Origin of the sequence: Undibacterium sp. Ji50W (assembly GCF_049340445.1) — a bacterium.
Classification (GTDB): Bacteria; Pseudomonadota; Gammaproteobacteria; order Burkholderiales; family Burkholderiaceae_D; genus Undibacterium.
In genome coordinates, this window is the sequence record NZ_JBMPOX010000012.1 from 134,128 (window position 1) to 150,190 (window position 16,063).

Below are 16,063 nucleotides of genomic sequence, written 5' to 3' on the forward strand. Positions count from 1 at the left end.
GTATGTCAAATAATCAGTTGGGATTGCAGGCTGCTTTCAGCCCGTTGACCCAGGTTTTGGCTGGAAGTTTGGTGCTGGCCTTGATTTTCTCTGCGCGTTCATACAGGCTGTCGAAATCCAGTGATGGTCTTTGCTTGAAGGCGATCGCCACCACATTGCCGTCATGCACTTCGGGCAGGCACAACACCTGCTCAAAGGCGAAGCGCAGAGCTTTCACATTGCGGGTATAGCTGGGGTGGTCACCAAACAGGTTGACGGTCAGTATGCCATCATCTTTCAGGCAGGCAGCGCAGGCCTGGTAAAACTCGGCACTGTCCAGTACCGGGCCACGTGCGGTGGCGTCATACAGGTCCACCTGCATGGCATCTATGTTGCCATGGTTGTTTTCATCATTGACGTAATCCAGGGCATCCATTTCCAGCACTTGCAGACGATCATCGTTGGCCGGCAGTTTAAACATGCTTTCACAGATGGCAATGACTGAGGGATTCAGTTCCACTGCGGTCACGCGGGCATCTACAAACTGGCGGTAGCTGAATTTGCTCAGAGCACCGGTGCCCAGACCCAGTTGCACCAGATGGACGGGCGTATCGATGAACAGCATCCAGGCCATCATCTGTTGAGCGTATTCCAATTCTATGGCATCCGGTTTGCGCAGACGCATGGCACCTTGTACCCATTCAGTACCAAAATGGAGAAAGCGTACGCCATCGAATTCGGACAGGGTAACCGGGGCAAATTTGGGTTTGCGGTTGGCTTTTTTGATAACCGCAGCTTTGGGGCCGGAACGATGATTTGCTTCGGCTTCTATGGATTTTCGTTTGATTAGCATGGGCTTATTTTAACCAGTCACCTGGCGCTTAAAAAGGAAATTTACATGATTCCTGTTGCCAGTGATGATTTTCGCCTGAAAATGCCTCATTTGAGCAGATTTCCAGACATAAACCAGCTATTTGACAAAAATCCAGCCTTGTCATCCGCGACATCAGTGTCAGGGTGTTAAGCACTTGCTTACATTTCAGCCTTGAGGCCGGTTTGAAATTCTGCCTTCCATTCCCGCAGCTTGTCTTCAAAAGAACGCATGGCATAAGCCGGGGAAGAGGAGGGCAGGATAGCGGTCTGGTAGCCGCGTTCACTGAAATAGCCAGCCATTTTCCCGGCGGTCTGGCCGTTGAAGCAGAGTTTCCGCAATTGTGGATGGCGTGCCTGCAAGCTGCTGAAATCATTCAGCTTGCCCTGGCGTATGGCCGAATCCAGACTGCCGGATCGCAGGCAGGAATGAAAGACATCCCACAAACCGACGCCATGCGCCAGCAAACAATCCAGCCGCTGCGGATAATCCAGGGTCAGCATATCGGTTTCCAGCGAGGCTGACATCAGGCGCCAGAACTGGTTTTGCTTATACGCATAGTATTGAACGACATGCAGTGAGGCTTCACCGGGGAAACTACCAAGTACCAGCGTATGGGTGCGCTGATCGATGACAGGGGGAAAGCCTTGCAAGAGTGGCAAAGTAGTGTCGGCCTGCATGCCTTATTCTTTCAGAGATGTTTATTTGAAATCGGGAGCTTAGCAAGCATTTGTCAATTTCGCTCGCCCGTGAAATTTAAAACACGGAACTTAGCTGTGCCTATGCCGGTCAACCGTATTAACAGTCGTGCGTTTTATGCTAATTGAAATGACAAAGGAGTGTATCTTGAAACGTCTTATTATTCTGGTTGCGGTAGCCAGCCTGAGTGCCTGTGCCGTCACGTCGCACAATTCGGGCAGTGTGTATAACTCCAGACAGACTCAGAATGAGCAAAGTGTACGTATGGGCTATGTAGAATCCCTGCGCGAAGTCACCATAGACCGTGGCCAGAGCGGTGTTGGTACTGCTGCAGGTGCAGCATTGGGCGGGATTGCCGCCGGATCATCCATAGGCAAGGGCAATGGTTCCCTGGCGGCCGGCATTGTCGGCGCGATTGCTGGTGGCGTGATAGGACAGAATGTAGAAAAGAACGCGACCCAGGTGCGTGGTCTGGAAATTACGGTCAAGCTGGATAATGGTGAATTGCGCGCCGTTACCCAGGATGCGGATGAACCCTTCCGTGCAGGTGACAGAGTACGTTTGCTGTCGAACGGCAGGACTACCCGCGTAACACATTGATTCGGGCATAAATTCAGCCATAAATTCGGGCATGAATTCGGCCATAAAGTAGCCTGCTTACCCTGGCGGATGAATGCCAGGGGCTGAAAAGTCTTGTCACAAATTTGATCCCCGGAAACGACCAGCCAGTCTGGTCGTTTTTGTTTTCATCGACTATGCTTGAAGAGCAAAGCGACCAGGTTTTTTTGTGCTTGCTCCCGCCACAGGCGATCGGCTGACCGTAGCGGGAATTCAAGTATAGTAAAGGGTCCGGGTGCGCCCATACATCATCAGTGAGCAGGTAAAAGGAGGTCAAAGTGAAAAAGATTTGTACCCTAATGTTGCTGGCCACCGCCATGGCGGGACCGGCCTATGCCGGTAGCGCCAAGGTCAGTTGGCAAGAACCAGAGAAATTTACCGATATTCGACCCACCAATGAAAGCAAGATCGGTTTTCAGGAAAGAGTCATCAAGGAATTTGACCGGATGTTTGACGACTTGGCAAAAAAACTGCCGGATGGCTATGAATGGAACATCACGGTAACGGATGTCGATCTGGCTGGCGATGTCAGACCCTTCTTCAGCCCTATGGTAAATGACATTCGTGTGATCAAGGATCTATATTGGCCACGCATGAGTTTCCGCTTTGACCTCAAGGATGAACAGGGCAAGACCGTGGCATCCGGCACCGAAGATGTGAAGGACATGAATTTCCTGACGCGCATGGGTGTCGCCAGCGGCCATACCAGTTTTCAGTATGAAGAACAGATGCTGCGTGACTGGTTCAACAAAAAGCAAAAGGAAAAATTTTTTCCGGTACGCTGACATTGATGTGACATAAGAAAACGGACTCATTTAAAGCTGAGTCCGTTTTTTTTGAGCGAATTGCCTATTTAATCTGCTTATTTGTCCAACAACAATTCATTCAGGCGTTTCACGAAACCGCTAGGATCGCTGAGGTTACCGCCTTCGGCCAGCAAGGCCTGGTCAAACAGGATGTGTGACCAGTCACTGAATTTCGCTTCTTCATATTTCAATTTCTGAACCAGCGGATGCTCAGGATTGATTTCCAGAATAGGCTTGGATTCTGGCGCGCTTTGGCCTGCAGCTTTCAACATGCGTGCCAGATTGCCAGACAAATCATGTTCATCTGCGACCAGGCAGGCTGGTGAATCAGTCAGGCGGAAAGTCACCCGTACATCCTTGGCTTTGTCGGCCAGCGCTGTTTTCATTTTTTCGACCAGGTCTTTGAACTCGGTCTGCGTTTCTTCATGCTGTTTCTTTTCAGCTTCATCTTCCAGTTGGCCCAGGTCCAGCCCACCTTTGGCGACGGATGCCAGCTCCTTGCCTTCGAAGTCGTTGAGGAAGGACAACATCCATTCATCCACACGATCAGTCAACAACAAGACTTCGACACCTTTTTTGCGGAAGATTTCCAGGTGCGGGCTGTTCTTGGCTGTGGCATAGCTTTCTGCCGTCACATAGTAAATCTTGTCCTGACCTTCTTTGGCGCGTGCCAGGTAATCTTGCAGTGAGACATTCTGCACATCGCTGTCATTGTGCGTGGATGCAAAGCGCAGCAGTTTGGCGACGCGTTCCTTGTTGGCGCTGTCTTCGCCTACGCCTTCTTTCAGCACCTGACCGAATTCTTTCCAGAAGGTCGCGTACTTGTCTTTTTTGGCCTGTGCATCGTCATCACCATCGGCATTTGCCAGGTCTTCCAGCATGCCCAGTACGCGCTTGGTCGAGCCTTCGCGAATCGCCTTGATGTCGCGGCTTTCCTGCAAGATTTCGCGGGAGACATTCAAAGGCAGGTCATTCGAATCAATGACACCTTTGACAAAGCGCAGATAGACTGGCATCAGTTGTTCTGCATCATCCATGATGAAGACGCGCTTCACATACAGCTTGATGCCGCCACGCTTGTTGCGGTCCCACATGTCAAACGGCGCACGTGCCGGGATATACAGCAATTGGGTATATTCGCTGCGGCCTTCGACACGGTTATGCGTATGCGTCAGCGGTGCTGTGTAATCATGCGAGACATGCTTGTAGAACTCATCATACTGCTCAGGCGTGATGTCAGACTTGCTGCGGGCCCACAAGGCACTGGCCTGGTTGATGGTTTCCAGCTCATCTTTCAATACCTGTTCTTTTTTCTCTTCATCCCATTCTTCTTTCTGCATTTTGATAGGCAGTGAGATATGGTCGGAATAGGTACGGATCACGGATTTCAGTTTCCATGCCGACAGGAATTCATCTTCACCTTCACGCAAATGCAGTGTGATGCTGGTGCCGCGACCAAGTTTGACGATGTCTTCGACACTGAAGTCGCCCGCGCCTTCGGATTCCCAGCGTACGGCCTGGTCTGCAGGCAGACCGGCGCGACGGGTTTCGACGGTAATGCGGTCGGCAACGATAAAGCCAGAGTAAAAGCCGACGCCGAACTGGCCTATCATGGCCGCGTCTTTTTGCTGGTCACCCGACAGTTTGCCGAAAAATTCCTTGGTGCCGGATTTGGCGATGGTGCCCAGATGCTCAATGGTATCGGCCTTGCTCATGCCTATGCCATTGTCGGCGATGGTGATGGTACGTGCATCTTTGTTGAAGCTGACCTGAATCTGCAGGTCTGGGTCGCTTTCAAACAGGCTGGCATCATTGATGGCTTCAAAGCGCAGTTTGTCTGCCGCATCGGAAGCGTTAGAGATCAGTTCACGTAAAAAGATTTCCTTGTTTGAATACAAGGAATGGATCATCAACTGCAAGAGTTGTTTGACTTCGGCCTGAAAGCCCAGGGTTTGCTTTTCTGACATGGTTTCCCTCAAAGATTTCATTGATGTTTTATGGGTATTTTGCTTGCCGCTTTTTATTGCAACATTGATTTTGCAGACGGTAGGTGAGGCCGCTTTAGTGGATTTCAAGATCGTTGTAGAAAAAACATGAAATATTTATTCTTTATGCACAGGCACTACTTCCCGATGCACACGAATATTTGTATTTTTTACAAAAAATTACTAAACTTTCATTAATGACGAAATACTTTTCTGCTGTTGCCATGAGCATGGAGTGATTGAATGTTGTTTAAGGCAGTGAATATTCTCGGTTTTTGTCTGCTGTGTGGATATACACCACTGCTCATGGCGGCAAACCTGTACCTGACAGAAGTGGCACCTTTTGCCTTTGCCAGGGACAGCAAGGATGGCAAGAACGTTTATGATGGCATCAATGTGCGTATAGTGAATGAATTGCGCAGACGGTCCGGCGTGTCCATAGAGTTGCAGATCGTGCCCAGTTCCCGCCATGTGGCGATGTTTCCGGCTGACAAAGAAGCGTATAGCATTTCCCAGGCTGAAAATTTTTCTGATCTGGATGGCGTTATCCTGTCAGAGGTAACGCAATACCCCATCGTCGTTGTCGCACACCGTGGTGCAATCCTGAAAAATTTTGACGACTTGATTACACTGTCTGCGGAAAAAGGCATAGGCATGATGCGCAGGCTGAGTTATGGCAGCTTCGGGCAGGATGAGCGAATCAGAAAGGTTGAAATCAATACCCTGGAAAACGGTTTGCGCATGCTGGAAGCTGGCCGCATTTCTGGTATCGTCGGTAGCCAGCCGGCCATTGTGGCTGCAGCAGAAAGAAATGCGTCGATGCAGTTATTGGGGCCTAGCCTGGTGATTGCCTATGGTTCCCATGTGATGCGGGTGCGGCCGGAATTTGCTTCCAGCACCACCTCAAAAGCATTGAGCGCAAACCTGCTGGCGATGAAGAATGATGGCAGCATCGCCCGCATCGTTGATGATTTTTTGAAATACACCAAATCAGGATTGCTGCCAGCAAAATAGCTGCCCGGTCACTTCTTGCTCAGTCACCTCCTGCTTAGTCACCTCTTGCTGAGTAGGCCTTGCTTGGTTAGGTCTGCCTCATCACTTCAATAAAATAAAATGCACCTGCGCCTGTCAGTAAGCAATCTCTTGCATCCGGATGTGCTGCAGGCTTCGCAATATAGTGATCAGGATGGGTGCAGGCTGCGCCGCACGGTGACGACCGGAAGTACAACGGTACGCCTGCAGTTTAAAAAGGGCTTGTAAAAAAATGGGGAAACGATGGTTTCCCCAGGTGGTGTATGACTGTTAAGCTTTATAGTGCCTTGATCTGCATGCCTTCGGCTTTATCCTCGACTTCATAACCCAGTGCATGCAGCTCGCCACGCAGGCGATCTGCCTCTGCCCAGTTCTTGGCCTTGCGCGCAGCCTGACGTTGTTCAGCCAGACTTTGCACTTCCGCCGGAATTGTCAGCACGGTGGGTTGCCATTGCGCCAGACCCAGGCCAAACACGTTGTCGAATTCTGTCAATGTAGCTTTTTTGTCGGCGTCGGATAAATCAGCTTTCAGCATTTCCCAGACCAGCGCCAAAGCGCGCGGGACGTTCAGGTCTTCATTGATGAAGGCTGTGAATTTCTCGCGGTATTCTGCACTGACGTTGCCGCCTTCTGGCCAGCCATGGTAAGTTTCACGCAGGCGTTGCAAGGCGGTTTGTGCCGACAACAGGGCTTCAAAGCTGAACTGCATCTGGCTGCGGTAATGTGCAGTCAGACACAGGTAGCGATATGCCAGCGGATCGATGTTCTGGTCCAGCAGGGTTTGCAGGCGCAAGAATTCACCGCTGGATTTGGACATCTTGCCAGAATCAATTTGCAGGAAATAACCATGCATCCAGAAGTTGGCCAGACGGGTGCCATGGCAAGCCTGGTTTTGCGCTATCTCATTGCTGTGATGGATGGCGATATGGTCTTCACCACCGCAATGGATGTCAAACCAGGGCGTCAGGTATTTGGCCGACATGGCCGAGCATTCTATATGCCAGCCAGGGAAACCACGGCCCCAGGGGCTATCCCATTCCATTTGACGGTGTTCATCCGGTGGGCTGAATTTCCACAGGGCGAAGTCGGTTGCATGCAGTTTTTCACCCAGGTCCACCCGGCTGCCAGCCTTGATGGCGTCGCGCTTGATGCGCGCCAGGAAGCCATAGTCATCCTGCTTGCTGGTGTCAAAATAAATGCCATCGCTGGTGCGATAGGTATAGCCATTTTTTTCTATGGCAGCGATGAAATCGATTTGTTCAGCGATATGGTCGGTGGCCTTGCACCAGATGGCTGGTTCCAGGATGTGCAGGCGCTGCAAGTCATCCTTGAAGGCAGCTGTGAAGCGGTCGGCAATCTGCCAGGCAGATTCACCGGCTTTGCGGCTGCCTTTTTCCATCTTGTCTTCACCGTCATCACCATCGGACACCAGATGACCCACATCGGTGATGTTGATGACATGACGCACGGTGTAGTTATTCCATTCCAGGACCCTACGCAGCAAGTCTTCAAACAGATAGGTGCGCAGGTTGCCGATGTGGGCATAGTCATACACGGTAGGACCGCAGCAATACAGGCCCACCCAGTCTTTGTTCAATGGGCTGAAGGGGCGCAGGCGGCGTTCCCAATTGTCGTAGAGAAGTATGTCCATCTTGTTATAAAAATATGAAATTGAAAATGTGGTGGGTGAGGCCTGGAGCTTCGCAGAGCCGGGCCAGGCCTGTCTGCGTTAATTGTGCAGACTCAACAACAAGGACAGCTAGCGTGGAAGACTGGCGCGCTGATTGCTGCGGCGGTCGGCGTGACGATGTTTGCGCGCACGCACATGCCTGACACAGGCGCGTCGCCTATGCAATGTTTAACATGTTGCTGCGGCAAGTGGGGCATATAATTAAGTAAGACTTTATCTGGCTGATCTGAAGCGATGGAAATTCAGAATGAGAATGTAGCATAGATATGCGCAGATGGCCAAATGCAGTATCAAATGGATAATTTTTTGGTCGGGAAATTAACATCATTAAAATTCAGTTTGTGGAATCCAAATGAACTACAAAGATGTCAGCGAAGAGAATTATCGTTCTCAATATACGAAGCAAGACCGGGCGCAGGTACGCCGGGTGGTACGCATCATGTTGTGGGCATTCTTGCCGCTGGCACTGGTGGATATATTGTTTCATGACACAGGCTGGCCGCTGGCTGCTCTGTTGTTGCTGCGCTTGTCGGTGCTGGCGTATTCGCTGTGGCTGATCAGGCAATATGCGCGGGTGGAAAATGTACCTGTGCTGGATCGCTACGCCCTGCACTGGATTGTGATGGTATTGCTGACACAATTCATTAGCAATGCCTGTTTGCCGCGTGATTATTTCGGGCATTACATGGTGGATGCCTGGTTGCTGCTGATGGCCTTTATTTCCTTGCCGCTGGCCTTGAACCAGTTGCGTGTTCCCTTGTTTGCATTTGCAGCAGCATCCTGTTTCTTGCTGCTGTATAAGCAAGCCAGCACGTTTTCCCTGGCGGCCAGCGTGGTGCTGATCTTGCCCGCCGTTGCCATTACCGGCCATGCGGTTGCGGCCTATGTGCATAGATATAGAAGAAAATTGCTGAGTGCCGAAGAGGAACTGGAAAGACAGGCCAGCACCGACCCGGTCACTGGGGTAGCCAACTGGCGTGAGTTCATGCGTGTTTCCGATGTTGAACTGCAGCGCCATACGCGTCTTGGCAAGCAGTTATCGGTGCTGGTGCTGGATCTGAGTGATTTCAAACATATCAATGACATCCATGGACCACAGGTCGGCGATGTCATCCTGGTCGAGGTCAGCCGGCGTGTCAAACGTGCCATGCGTTCCTATGACTGCATTGCCCGTTATAGTGGTGAAGAATTCTGCGTCCTGTTGCCGGAAGCGTCAGCAGAAGATGCCGATAGAATTGCTGACCGCGCACACGCCACCGTGGTGGCCATGCCTATTTCTGTATCCGGCAGGGAAATGAAGATCAGCGCTACAGTGCGCACGGCAACCCTGCGTGAAGGGGATACCGCCCTTAGCCTGATGCGCAGGGCCGGTGAGGCTTTGGTCCGGCACGAGCAGGAAGCAAGACAAACTGTTAATCTTGAGGCTGTATCCGTATAAGTGGTAGCAAACATACGGCATCGTTCAGCTATCTGTGAGGGCAGGAAAAAATGAGTTTCTATGGCGTAACCGATTTGTTGACCTATGTGCTGGGGGCATTGGGTATCGTCTTGTTACCAGGACCGAATTCCATCTATGTACTGGCAGTTGCTACCGCACGTGGTGTGCGTGAGGGTTACAAAGGGGCTATGGGTATTTTTGTCGGTGACAGCGTCTTGCTGATGCTGACTGCGCTGGGGGCCGCAGGTATCTTGCGTACTTACCCGGCCTTGTTCCTGGTGGTGAAGTATGCAGGTGCGGCTTACCTGGCCTGGGTGGGTATCAACTTGATCTGGGCTGCGATACAAAAGTGGCGCAACAAGGTGGCGACGGTGACTGAAAGCCAGGCGGTTGCGCTGAATATGCAAAACCCGTTCAAACGCGCACTGGTCATCAGTTTGCTTAACCCCAAAGCGATTTTGTTCCTGCTGTCCTTCTTTGTGCAATTCATTGATCCGAACTACCCGACACCGGCGATTCCCTTTCTTATCCTCAGCGCGGTGGTGATGGTGTTCAGTTCATTGTATTTGTCGGTATTGATTTTTCTGGGCGCACGCCTGGCACGCGGCTTTAGCCAGCGTCGTCGTTTGTCGGCCAGCCTGTCCAGTGGTGTTGGTAGCTTGTTTGTCTGGTTTGGCGTCAAGCTGGCGAATGCCAGCCTGCATTGAAATTTGCTTGAAATTTGCCTCACAAAAGCGCGAATACACAGCGATCAAGCCACTTCGCGTTTCAAAAATTCCCACACACCAGGGTCGGACATTGCGGCGATATTGATGCGCATCCTGGTGGACGGTAACTGGTTAGGTGAAAACAGGCTGCCAGGTGCCAGCAAGTAACCTTGCTCCATGGCTTTCTCTGTCAGTTTGTTGGTGTCGCAGCCAGTTTCTGTCCACAAGAACATGCCTGCCGGCGTGCGGTAGTCCACCTTCATTCCCAGTTGTTCAATGCGTTTGGTGATGTCGTCACGCACGCTATCGAGTTTGACGCGTATGCGGTCGACATGCTTGCGGTAATGTCCTTCCGACAGGATTTTGTAGACGACCCGTTCACCAATTTCGGTCGTGGTCAGGGTTGACAGCATTTTGCGGTCAGCCAGACGGATCGCCAGTTCAGGCGAGGTGGCGATGAAGCCGACCCGCAGATTTGCCGCCAGTGTCTTGGAAAAACCACCCAGATAGATCACCCTGTGCAACTGGTCCAGTGCGGCGATACGCGTCGCCGCCTGTACCGCCGCACCGGGATGCATGTCGCAGTACACATCATCTTCAACCACGATGAAATCATGCTCTTCTGCGGTTTTCAAGACCTGGAAAGCCTTGGCGGCGGACAGGGAAGTCGAGGTCGGATTGTGCAAAACCGAGTTGATGATATACAGCTTGGGCTTGTGCAAGGCGGCCAGTTCTGCCAGTTTGGCCACATCCGGACCATCATGCAGGCGCGGTATGCCGATCACCTTGGTGCCAAGGATGGCGAAAGAACCAAACATCAGAAACCAGGCAGGATCATCGACAAAGATGGTGTCACCGGGCTGGGTGAATTCGCGCGCTACCAGGTCCAGCGCCTGGGTGACGCCACTGGTCATGACGATCTGTTCAGGCGAAGCGGCAATTTCCAGTTCGGCCAGTTTCAGTTGCAATTGCTGACGCAGCGGCAAGAAGCCTTGTGGCGTGCCGTAATGCAGTAACAGATTCTGGTTCAGGCGGCTGATAGCCCGCAGGCCATTGGCCACCAGTTCACCATCCAGCCAGTCATGCGGCAAGACGCCTGATCCCGGCATTTTTTGCGGTGGTAACTGGCGAAACATATTGCGTACCAGCCACACCACATCAAGTTGCTGGGTGGGTATGATCGTCTGCGTTGTGCTTGGCACATTGTTGAGCATGGAAGCACGTTCGCGCACAAAAAAACCTGCCCCGCGACGCGATTCCAGGTAACCCTTGGCGACCAGCCTGTCATAGGCTTCCACCACGGTAAAACGCGACACCACCTGCTCATCGGCAAACTGGCGTATCGACGGCATGCGTGCCCCTGTGCGCAACAATTTGTCGTCGATGCGATTCGCCACCGCATTGACGATTTGCTCTACCAGTGAGCCACCAGAGTCGCGCGAGATATAAAAGGTCGGTGTCAGCATGCCATGTCTCCGTGCTGTAATGGATGAAGGGCCATTACAGTATGAATATTATTGGTTGTAGTGTATTGGTACTGTATTGGTTTTTGCGTTTAGGATAGCACAACACCAAAACAAAAACGGAGAATCATGATGGGCGAGACACTGACATGCAGCGAGTACACGATGCTGCCCCGTACGACAGGGAGAGCATGATATGGCACTTGATACCCTGATGGCATTTGCCCTGTTTGCCCTGGTTTCTTCCATCACCCCTGGCCCGAATAACCTGATGTTGCTGGCTTCAGGCGTGAATTTTGGTTTTCGTGCCACTTTGCCACATATGATGGGCATCAACATGGGTTTCATGATCTTGGTGCTGGCCGTTGGCGTGGGCCTGGCCGGCCTGTTTGCGGTTTTCCCCTGGCTGTATGTCGTTTTGAAATGGGTTGGCGCAGCTTACCTGCTGTATTTGGCCTGGAATATCGCCAATGCCGGGCCGCTGGAAAACAAGGCGCAGGAAGATAAATATACAGCGAGTCCCATGAGTTTCATGGGTGCGGCTGCGTTTCAATGGATCAATCCCAAAGCCTGGATCATGGCACTGGGTGCTTTCAGTACGTATGTCCCTGCCGCCAGCGGTTTTTGGATAGTCGCTTTGGCAGCAGGCCTGTTTGCCCTGATCAATTTACCGAGTATTAGCTTGTGGGTGTTGTTTGGTGCCAAAGTCAGGCATTTGCTGAAGGTGGAACGCAATCTGCGTATCTTCAACTATGGCATGGCCTTGCTGCTGGTGTTGTCGCTGTACCCCATGCTGGTGACTGCATAATTATGGATAACCCGGCGTACGACAACTTATTTACTAAACAAGCAGGCGCGCTATGGTGATACAGGAAAACAAGGGCATGGTATTGGGCCTGGTCGGGGTCGTCATCTTCAGCCTGACCCTGCCGTTTACCCGCATGGCAGTGGCAGAGCTGAACCCGGTGTTTGTGGCGCTGGGGCGGGCCGTGGTGGCCGCCTGTTGTTCCGGCATATTGTTATGGATGCAGGGCGGCAAGTGGCCGCAACGTGCGCAAATGAAACCACTGCTGATTACGGCACTGGGTGTGGTGGTGGGTTTCCCCTTGTTCAGTTCTATCGCGATGGCCCATGTGCCCGCTTCACACGGGGCTATCGTGCTGGGCATCCTGCCACTGGCAACGGCCTTGTTTGCGGCACTGCGCTTTAATGAAAAACCATCTACTGGCTTTTGGTTGATGGCCTTGCTGGGTAGTGGCCTGGTGATTGTGTTTGTCCTGATGCAGGGTGGCGGCTCTTTCCAGATGGCTGACCTGGCCTTGTTCGTGGCCGTGATCGCCGCTGCCATGGGTTATGCCGAAGGCGGGCGTCTGTCGCAAAGTATGGGCGGACAACAGGTGATTTCCTGGGCCCTGCTGCTGGCGATGCCGGTATTGTTGCCGTTAACACTGTGGCTGGGCTGGCACTATGGGGTACAGGCGTCGGGCCGGGCCTGGGCCGGGTTTGCCTACGTATCTGTATTTTCCATGTTTATCGGTTTTTTCTTTTGGTACAAGGCGCTGGCGCTGGGGGGGATTGCCCGGGTCGGGCAAGTGCAATTACTGCAACCTTTTTTGAGTCTGCTGGGGGCCGCCCTGATACTGGGCGAGACCCTGAGTGGCAGGGAAATCCTGTTCGCCCTGGCGGTGATCGTGGTGGTGGGCTTTGGCAGGCGCATGAATATTCAGCGCTGAAACGACTTGAAAAAATGCCATGACCAAATTTAATCTGCCTCCAGTGCCAGCTTTGGGGGTGTCAATCGGGGTGGCAGGGGCTTACAATAGAGGTCTGATAAAGAAGACTTCCATCATTTCCCCGGACTGGTGAGCGAGATTCTTCATTTTGCAAAAGTAGATTTTTTTGCAAAAAACAATAATTTAATTTAATCAAGTAGGCCAGTGCGGGCTGTCCAACTTTTCCTGGAAAAACACATGTCATTTTATGCAAAGCTTCAAGCACTGAACATTGAACTGCCAGCAGTAGCCGCACCGGCTGCCGCTTATGTGATGTATGCACAAACCGGAAATACGGTTTTCCTCTCTGGTCATATTGCCAAAAAAGAGGGCAAGCCATGGGTAGGTCAACTAGGTAAAAATATTTCCACCGAAGAAGGCAAACTGGCGGCACGTGCGGTAGCGATTGACCTGATCGCCACCTTGCAGGCTGCTTGTGGCGGCGACCTGAACCGCGTCAAACGCATCGTCAAAGTCATGAGCCTGGTGAATTCCACGCCTGACTATATCGAGCAACATCTGGTGACCAACGGGGCATCCGAATTGATAGGCGAAATTTTTGGTGAGCAGGGCAAGCATGCCCGTTCAGCATTCGGTGTGGCGCAAATCCCTCTGGGTGCGTGCGTGGAAATCGAATTGATCGCCGAAATCGCCTGAATTTAATAAAACGATAACCTGCCTGTGATGGCAATCCTTATACAGTGAGACCAGCATGAAACTTGAGAATCCCAGCCCGATAGATTGGAAATTTTCCCAACGTGCAGAGCAGTTGCAAAGCTCGGCCATCCGCGAAATTCTGAAAGTGACCATGCGTCCTGAAGTCATTTCTTTCGCTGGTGGATTGCCATCCCCTGAAACTTTCCCGGTGGAGCGCATGCGCGCTGCCTTTGACAAAGTATTGTCACAACAGGGTAAGTCGGCCCTGCAATACGGACCTACCGATGGCTATGCACCGCTGCGCGAATTTCTGGCTGATTCTTTGTCCACCAGTGATTCCAAAATCCTGCCCGATCAATTGCTGATGGTATCCGGCTCGCAACAGGGCCTGGACCTGATCGGCAAAGTACTGGTCGATGAAGGCAGTAAAGTATTGGTGGAAACGCCCAGCTACCTGGGTGCCTTGCAGGCATTTTCTGTGTATCGTCCTGAATTTGAATCGGTGGATACCGACGAGCATGGCGTTGTACCGGCATCTGTTGCCGCCAAGGGTGCCGGCGCGCGCCTGATGTATGCCTTGCCGAATTTCCAGAACCCGACTGGCCGCACCCTGTCCGTGGAACGTCGCTTTGAACTGGTGGAAACCTGCGCACGCATGGGCATACCGCTGATCGAAGACAATCCTTACGGTGACCTCTGTTATAGCGGCGAACCCTTGCCCAAAATGCTGAACATGAATCCGGGTGGTGTGATTTATATGGGGTCCTTCTCTAAGGTGCTGACACCCGGCATACGGCTTGGTTATGTGGTTGGCCCTACACCCCTGATACGCAAGCTGGAACAAGCCAAACAGGCGGCAGATTTGCATACAGCGCAATTGACGCAGATGGTGGTGCATGAAGTCATCAAGGATGGTTTCCTGACCGAGCATATTCCTACCATCCGTGCTTTGTATGCCAAGCAATGCAATGCCATGCTGGAAGCCATGAGCAAACATTTTCCTGAAAGCGTGCAGTGGACCCGGCCAGAAGGCGGTATGTTCATCTGGGTCACCCTGCCTGCGCATATGGACAGCAAGCAATTGCTGGATGAAGCGATTCTGCAAAACGTGGCCTTTGTTCCAGGTGGCCCTTTCTATGCCAATAACCCGGCCCCGAATACCTTCCGCCTGTCGTTCGTGACCGTGTCACCAGAGCGCATCAATGAAGGCGTGGAAAAACTCGGCAAACTGATCAAGGCAAAACTGTAAGCGTCCCTGTTGTCCTCAGTACAGACCCGCCAGATGGCGGGTTTTTTTTAACTGTGACGTTCGCGCCGAATGCGGCTGATCGGGGGTGTAGTGCTACCGGCCTTCACGCGTTGACGTCCACGACCGTGCGGCCACGCACCTGGCCTTGGAGCACCGGGCCTGCAAGGCCAGGCACTTCGGCCAGGCCGACCACTTGCGTAGCGCGTGCCAGCTTACCCAAGTCCAGATCGGTGGCCAGACGTGCCCATGCCTGCAGCCGCACGTCCTGCGGCGCATTGACCGAGTCGATACCGGCCAGGGTCACGTTGCGCAAAATGAAGGGCAGCACCGAGCCGGGCAGGTCTGCACCCTGTGCCAGCCCGAAGGCCGCCACCGCACCGCGGTAGCGGGTTTGCGCCAACACGTTGGCCAGTGTGTGGCTGCCCACCGAGTCGATCGCGCCGGCCCAGCGTTCCTTGGCGATCGGCGTGCCCGGCTCGGACAGCGTGTGGCGGTCGATGATCTCAGCCGCACCCAGCTCGCGCAGGTAGTCAGACTCCTCCAGCCGCCCGGTCGAGGCGACCACCCGATAACCCAGCCTGGACAGCAAAGCGATAGCGATTGACCCGGATCCACCACCGGCCCCAGTCACCAGCACATCGCCTTTGTCCGGCGTCACTCCTGCATGTTCCAGCGCGAGCACCGACAGCATCGCGGTGTACCCTGCCGTGCCGACGGCCATGGCATCACGGGTTGAAAACACCTCAGGCAGTTTGACCAGCCAGTCGCCGCTGACACGCGCCTTCTGCGCGAAACCGCCATGGTGGGTTTGGCTCAGGCCCCAGCCGTTGGCGACAACGCGGTCACCCACCGCGAATCCTGGGTGCGACGAGGCTTCCACGATGCCCGAGAAGTCAATACCCGGAATCAGCGGAAACTGGCGTATCACCGGCGAGCGGCCACTGATCGCCATCGCGTCCTTGTAGTTCACCGTCGAATAGTCGATCGCGACAGTGACGTCGCCCGGCATCAGGTCAGCTTCATCGAAGTCGACCAGGGCGGTGGAAATCACATCGCCCGTTTTGGTGGTAAGCAGTGCCTTGAATGTCATGATCATT

At 52.8% G+C, this 16,063-nt stretch carries 15 protein-coding genes; 9 read left to right on the forward strand and 6 right to left on the reverse strand.

The window, feature by feature from the left end; genetic code table 11:
* Positions 1-13 precede the first annotated feature (13 nt).
* Both ACO0K9_RS17425 and ACO0K9_RS17430 read right to left on the reverse strand, forming a co-directional pair.
* Positions 14-832, reverse strand: coding sequence for a spermidine synthase (locus tag ACO0K9_RS17425; protein WP_422987185.1), 819 nt, complete (start codon positions 830-832; stop codon positions 14-16).
* Between the two features lie 179 nt (positions 833-1,011).
* Positions 1,012-1,530, reverse strand: a complete 519-nt coding sequence (locus ACO0K9_RS17430) for a DNA-deoxyinosine glycosylase (RefSeq protein WP_422987187.1) — start codon at positions 1,528-1,530, stop codon at positions 1,012-1,014.
* A gap of 148 nt (positions 1,531-1,678) precedes the next feature.
* Here ACO0K9_RS17430 and ACO0K9_RS17435 point away from each other — a divergent pair, with 148 nt between their 5' ends.
* Together ACO0K9_RS17435 and ACO0K9_RS17440 are read left to right on the forward strand one after the other, a co-directional pair.
* On the forward strand, positions 1,679-2,149 hold the full coding sequence (locus ACO0K9_RS17435; RefSeq protein ID WP_422987189.1) for a glycine zipper 2TM domain-containing protein: 471 nt from the start codon (positions 1,679-1,681) through the stop codon (positions 2,147-2,149).
* A gap of 296 nt (positions 2,150-2,445) precedes the next feature.
* On the forward strand, positions 2,446-2,952 hold the full coding sequence (locus ACO0K9_RS17440; protein ID WP_422987191.1) for a DUF3016 domain-containing protein: 507 nt from the start codon (positions 2,446-2,448) through the stop codon (positions 2,950-2,952).
* 77 nt (positions 2,953-3,029) lie between these two features.
* Here the strand turns inward: ACO0K9_RS17440 and htpG are convergent, their stop codons facing one another.
* Positions 3,030-4,940 carry a molecular chaperone HtpG gene (gene htpG / locus ACO0K9_RS17445; RefSeq protein WP_422987193.1) on the reverse strand — a complete coding sequence of 637 codons (1,911 nt, stop codon included), beginning with the start codon at positions 4,938-4,940 and terminating at the stop codon, positions 3,030-3,032.
* 261 nt (positions 4,941-5,201) lie between these two features.
* Between htpG and ACO0K9_RS17450 the strand changes: the two genes are divergently transcribed.
* Complete coding sequence (locus ACO0K9_RS17450) at positions 5,202-5,972, forward strand: hypothetical protein (protein ID WP_422987195.1); 771 nt, start codon at positions 5,202-5,204, stop codon at positions 5,970-5,972.
* Between the two features lie 295 nt (positions 5,973-6,267).
* Here ACO0K9_RS17450 and cysS read toward each other — a convergent pair whose 3' ends face one another.
* Complete coding sequence (gene cysS / locus ACO0K9_RS17455; protein WP_422987197.1) at positions 6,268-7,641, reverse strand: cysteine--tRNA ligase; 1,374 nt, start codon at positions 7,639-7,641, stop codon at positions 6,268-6,270.
* A 391-nt stretch (positions 7,642-8,032) separates the two neighbouring features.
* Here cysS and ACO0K9_RS17460 point away from each other — a divergent pair, with 391 nt between their 5' ends.
* Together ACO0K9_RS17460 and leuE are read left to right on the forward strand one after the other, a co-directional pair.
* Positions 8,033-9,118 carry a GGDEF domain-containing protein gene (locus tag ACO0K9_RS17460; protein WP_422987199.1) on the forward strand — a complete coding sequence of 362 codons (1,086 nt, stop codon included), beginning with the start codon at positions 8,033-8,035 and terminating at the stop codon, positions 9,116-9,118.
* 50 nt (positions 9,119-9,168) lie between these two features.
* Positions 9,169-9,825 carry a leucine efflux protein LeuE gene (leuE, locus tag ACO0K9_RS17465; RefSeq protein ID WP_422987201.1) on the forward strand — a complete coding sequence of 219 codons (657 nt, stop codon included), beginning with the start codon at positions 9,169-9,171 and terminating at the stop codon, positions 9,823-9,825.
* A gap of 44 nt (positions 9,826-9,869) precedes the next feature.
* On the opposite strand, the gene ACO0K9_RS17470 is transcribed toward leuE, so the two are convergent.
* Entirely contained in the window at positions 9,870-11,291 is a 1,422-nt protein-coding gene (locus ACO0K9_RS17470) for a PLP-dependent aminotransferase family protein (protein ID WP_422987203.1), read from the reverse strand.
* A gap of 193 nt (positions 11,292-11,484) precedes the next feature.
* Here ACO0K9_RS17470 and ACO0K9_RS17475 point away from each other — a divergent pair, with 193 nt between their 5' ends.
* The 4 genes from ACO0K9_RS17475 (at position 11,485) to ACO0K9_RS17490 (ending at position 14,966) form a co-directional block, all read left to right on the forward strand.
* The gene (locus tag ACO0K9_RS17475; protein ID WP_422987205.1) at positions 11,485-12,096 is read left to right on the forward strand and encodes a LysE family translocator; all 612 of its coding nucleotides are present in this window, start codon (positions 11,485-11,487) and stop codon (positions 12,094-12,096) included.
* 52 nt (positions 12,097-12,148) lie between these two features.
* Positions 12,149-13,021 carry a DMT family transporter gene (locus tag ACO0K9_RS17480; RefSeq protein WP_422987207.1) on the forward strand — a complete coding sequence of 291 codons (873 nt, stop codon included), beginning with the start codon at positions 12,149-12,151 and terminating at the stop codon, positions 13,019-13,021.
* Positions 13,022-13,258: 237 nt separating this feature from the next.
* A complete protein-coding gene (locus ACO0K9_RS17485; protein ID WP_422987209.1) occupies positions 13,259-13,717 on the forward strand; it encodes a RidA family protein in 459 nt (152 codons plus the stop codon).
* A 55-nt stretch (positions 13,718-13,772) separates the two neighbouring features.
* Entirely contained in the window at positions 13,773-14,966 is a 1,194-nt protein-coding gene (locus ACO0K9_RS17490; protein ID WP_422987211.1) for a PLP-dependent aminotransferase family protein, read from the forward strand.
* Between the two features lie 103 nt (positions 14,967-15,069).
* Here ACO0K9_RS17490 and ACO0K9_RS17495 read toward each other — a convergent pair whose 3' ends face one another.
* Positions 15,070-16,056 (reverse strand): MDR family oxidoreductase, encoded by a 987-nt coding sequence (locus ACO0K9_RS17495; RefSeq protein WP_422987213.1) that lies wholly within the window; start codon positions 16,054-16,056, stop codon positions 15,070-15,072.
* Between the last annotated feature and the right edge of the window lie 7 nt (positions 16,057-16,063).

Bases quoted from the DNA above. Each gene is read 5' to 3' on its own strand.
- htpG (WP_422987193.1), bottom strand. From the start codon at position 4,940: ATGTCAGAAAAGCAAACCCTGGGCTTTCAGGCCGAAGTCAAACAACTC.
- ACO0K9_RS17490 (WP_422987211.1), top strand. From the start codon at position 13,773: ATGAAACTTGAGAATCCCAGCCCGATAGATTGGAAATTTTCCCAACGT.
- leuE (WP_422987201.1), top strand. From the start codon at position 9,169: ATGAGTTTCTATGGCGTAACCGATTTGTTGACCTATGTGCTGGGGGCA.
- ACO0K9_RS17450 (WP_422987195.1), top strand. From the start codon at position 5,202: ATGTTGTTTAAGGCAGTGAATATTCTCGGTTTTTGTCTGCTGTGTGGA.
- ACO0K9_RS17460 (WP_422987199.1), top strand. From the start codon at position 8,033: ATGAACTACAAAGATGTCAGCGAAGAGAATTATCGTTCTCAATATACG.
- ACO0K9_RS17425 (WP_422987185.1), bottom strand. From the start codon at position 832: ATGCTAATCAAACGAAAATCCATAGAAGCCGAAGCAAATCATCGTTCC.
- ACO0K9_RS17435 (WP_422987189.1), top strand. From the start codon at position 1,679: ATGACAAAGGAGTGTATCTTGAAACGTCTTATTATTCTGGTTGCGGTA.
- ACO0K9_RS17480 (WP_422987207.1), top strand. From the start codon at position 12,149: ATGGTGATACAGGAAAACAAGGGCATGGTATTGGGCCTGGTCGGGGTC.
- cysS (WP_422987197.1), bottom strand. From the start codon at position 7,641: ATGGACATACTTCTCTACGACAATTGGGAACGCCGCCTGCGCCCCTTC.
- ACO0K9_RS17495 (WP_422987213.1), bottom strand. From the start codon at position 16,056: ATGACATTCAAGGCACTGCTTACCACCAAAACGGGCGATGTGATTTCC.
- ACO0K9_RS17485 (WP_422987209.1), top strand. From the start codon at position 13,259: ATGTCATTTTATGCAAAGCTTCAAGCACTGAACATTGAACTGCCAGCA.
- ACO0K9_RS17470 (WP_422987203.1), bottom strand. From the start codon at position 11,291: ATGCTGACACCGACCTTTTATATCTCGCGCGACTCTGGTGGCTCACTG.
- ACO0K9_RS17475 (WP_422987205.1), top strand. From the start codon at position 11,485: ATGGCACTTGATACCCTGATGGCATTTGCCCTGTTTGCCCTGGTTTCT.
- ACO0K9_RS17430 (WP_422987187.1), bottom strand. From the start codon at position 1,530: ATGCAGGCCGACACTACTTTGCCACTCTTGCAAGGCTTTCCCCCTGTC.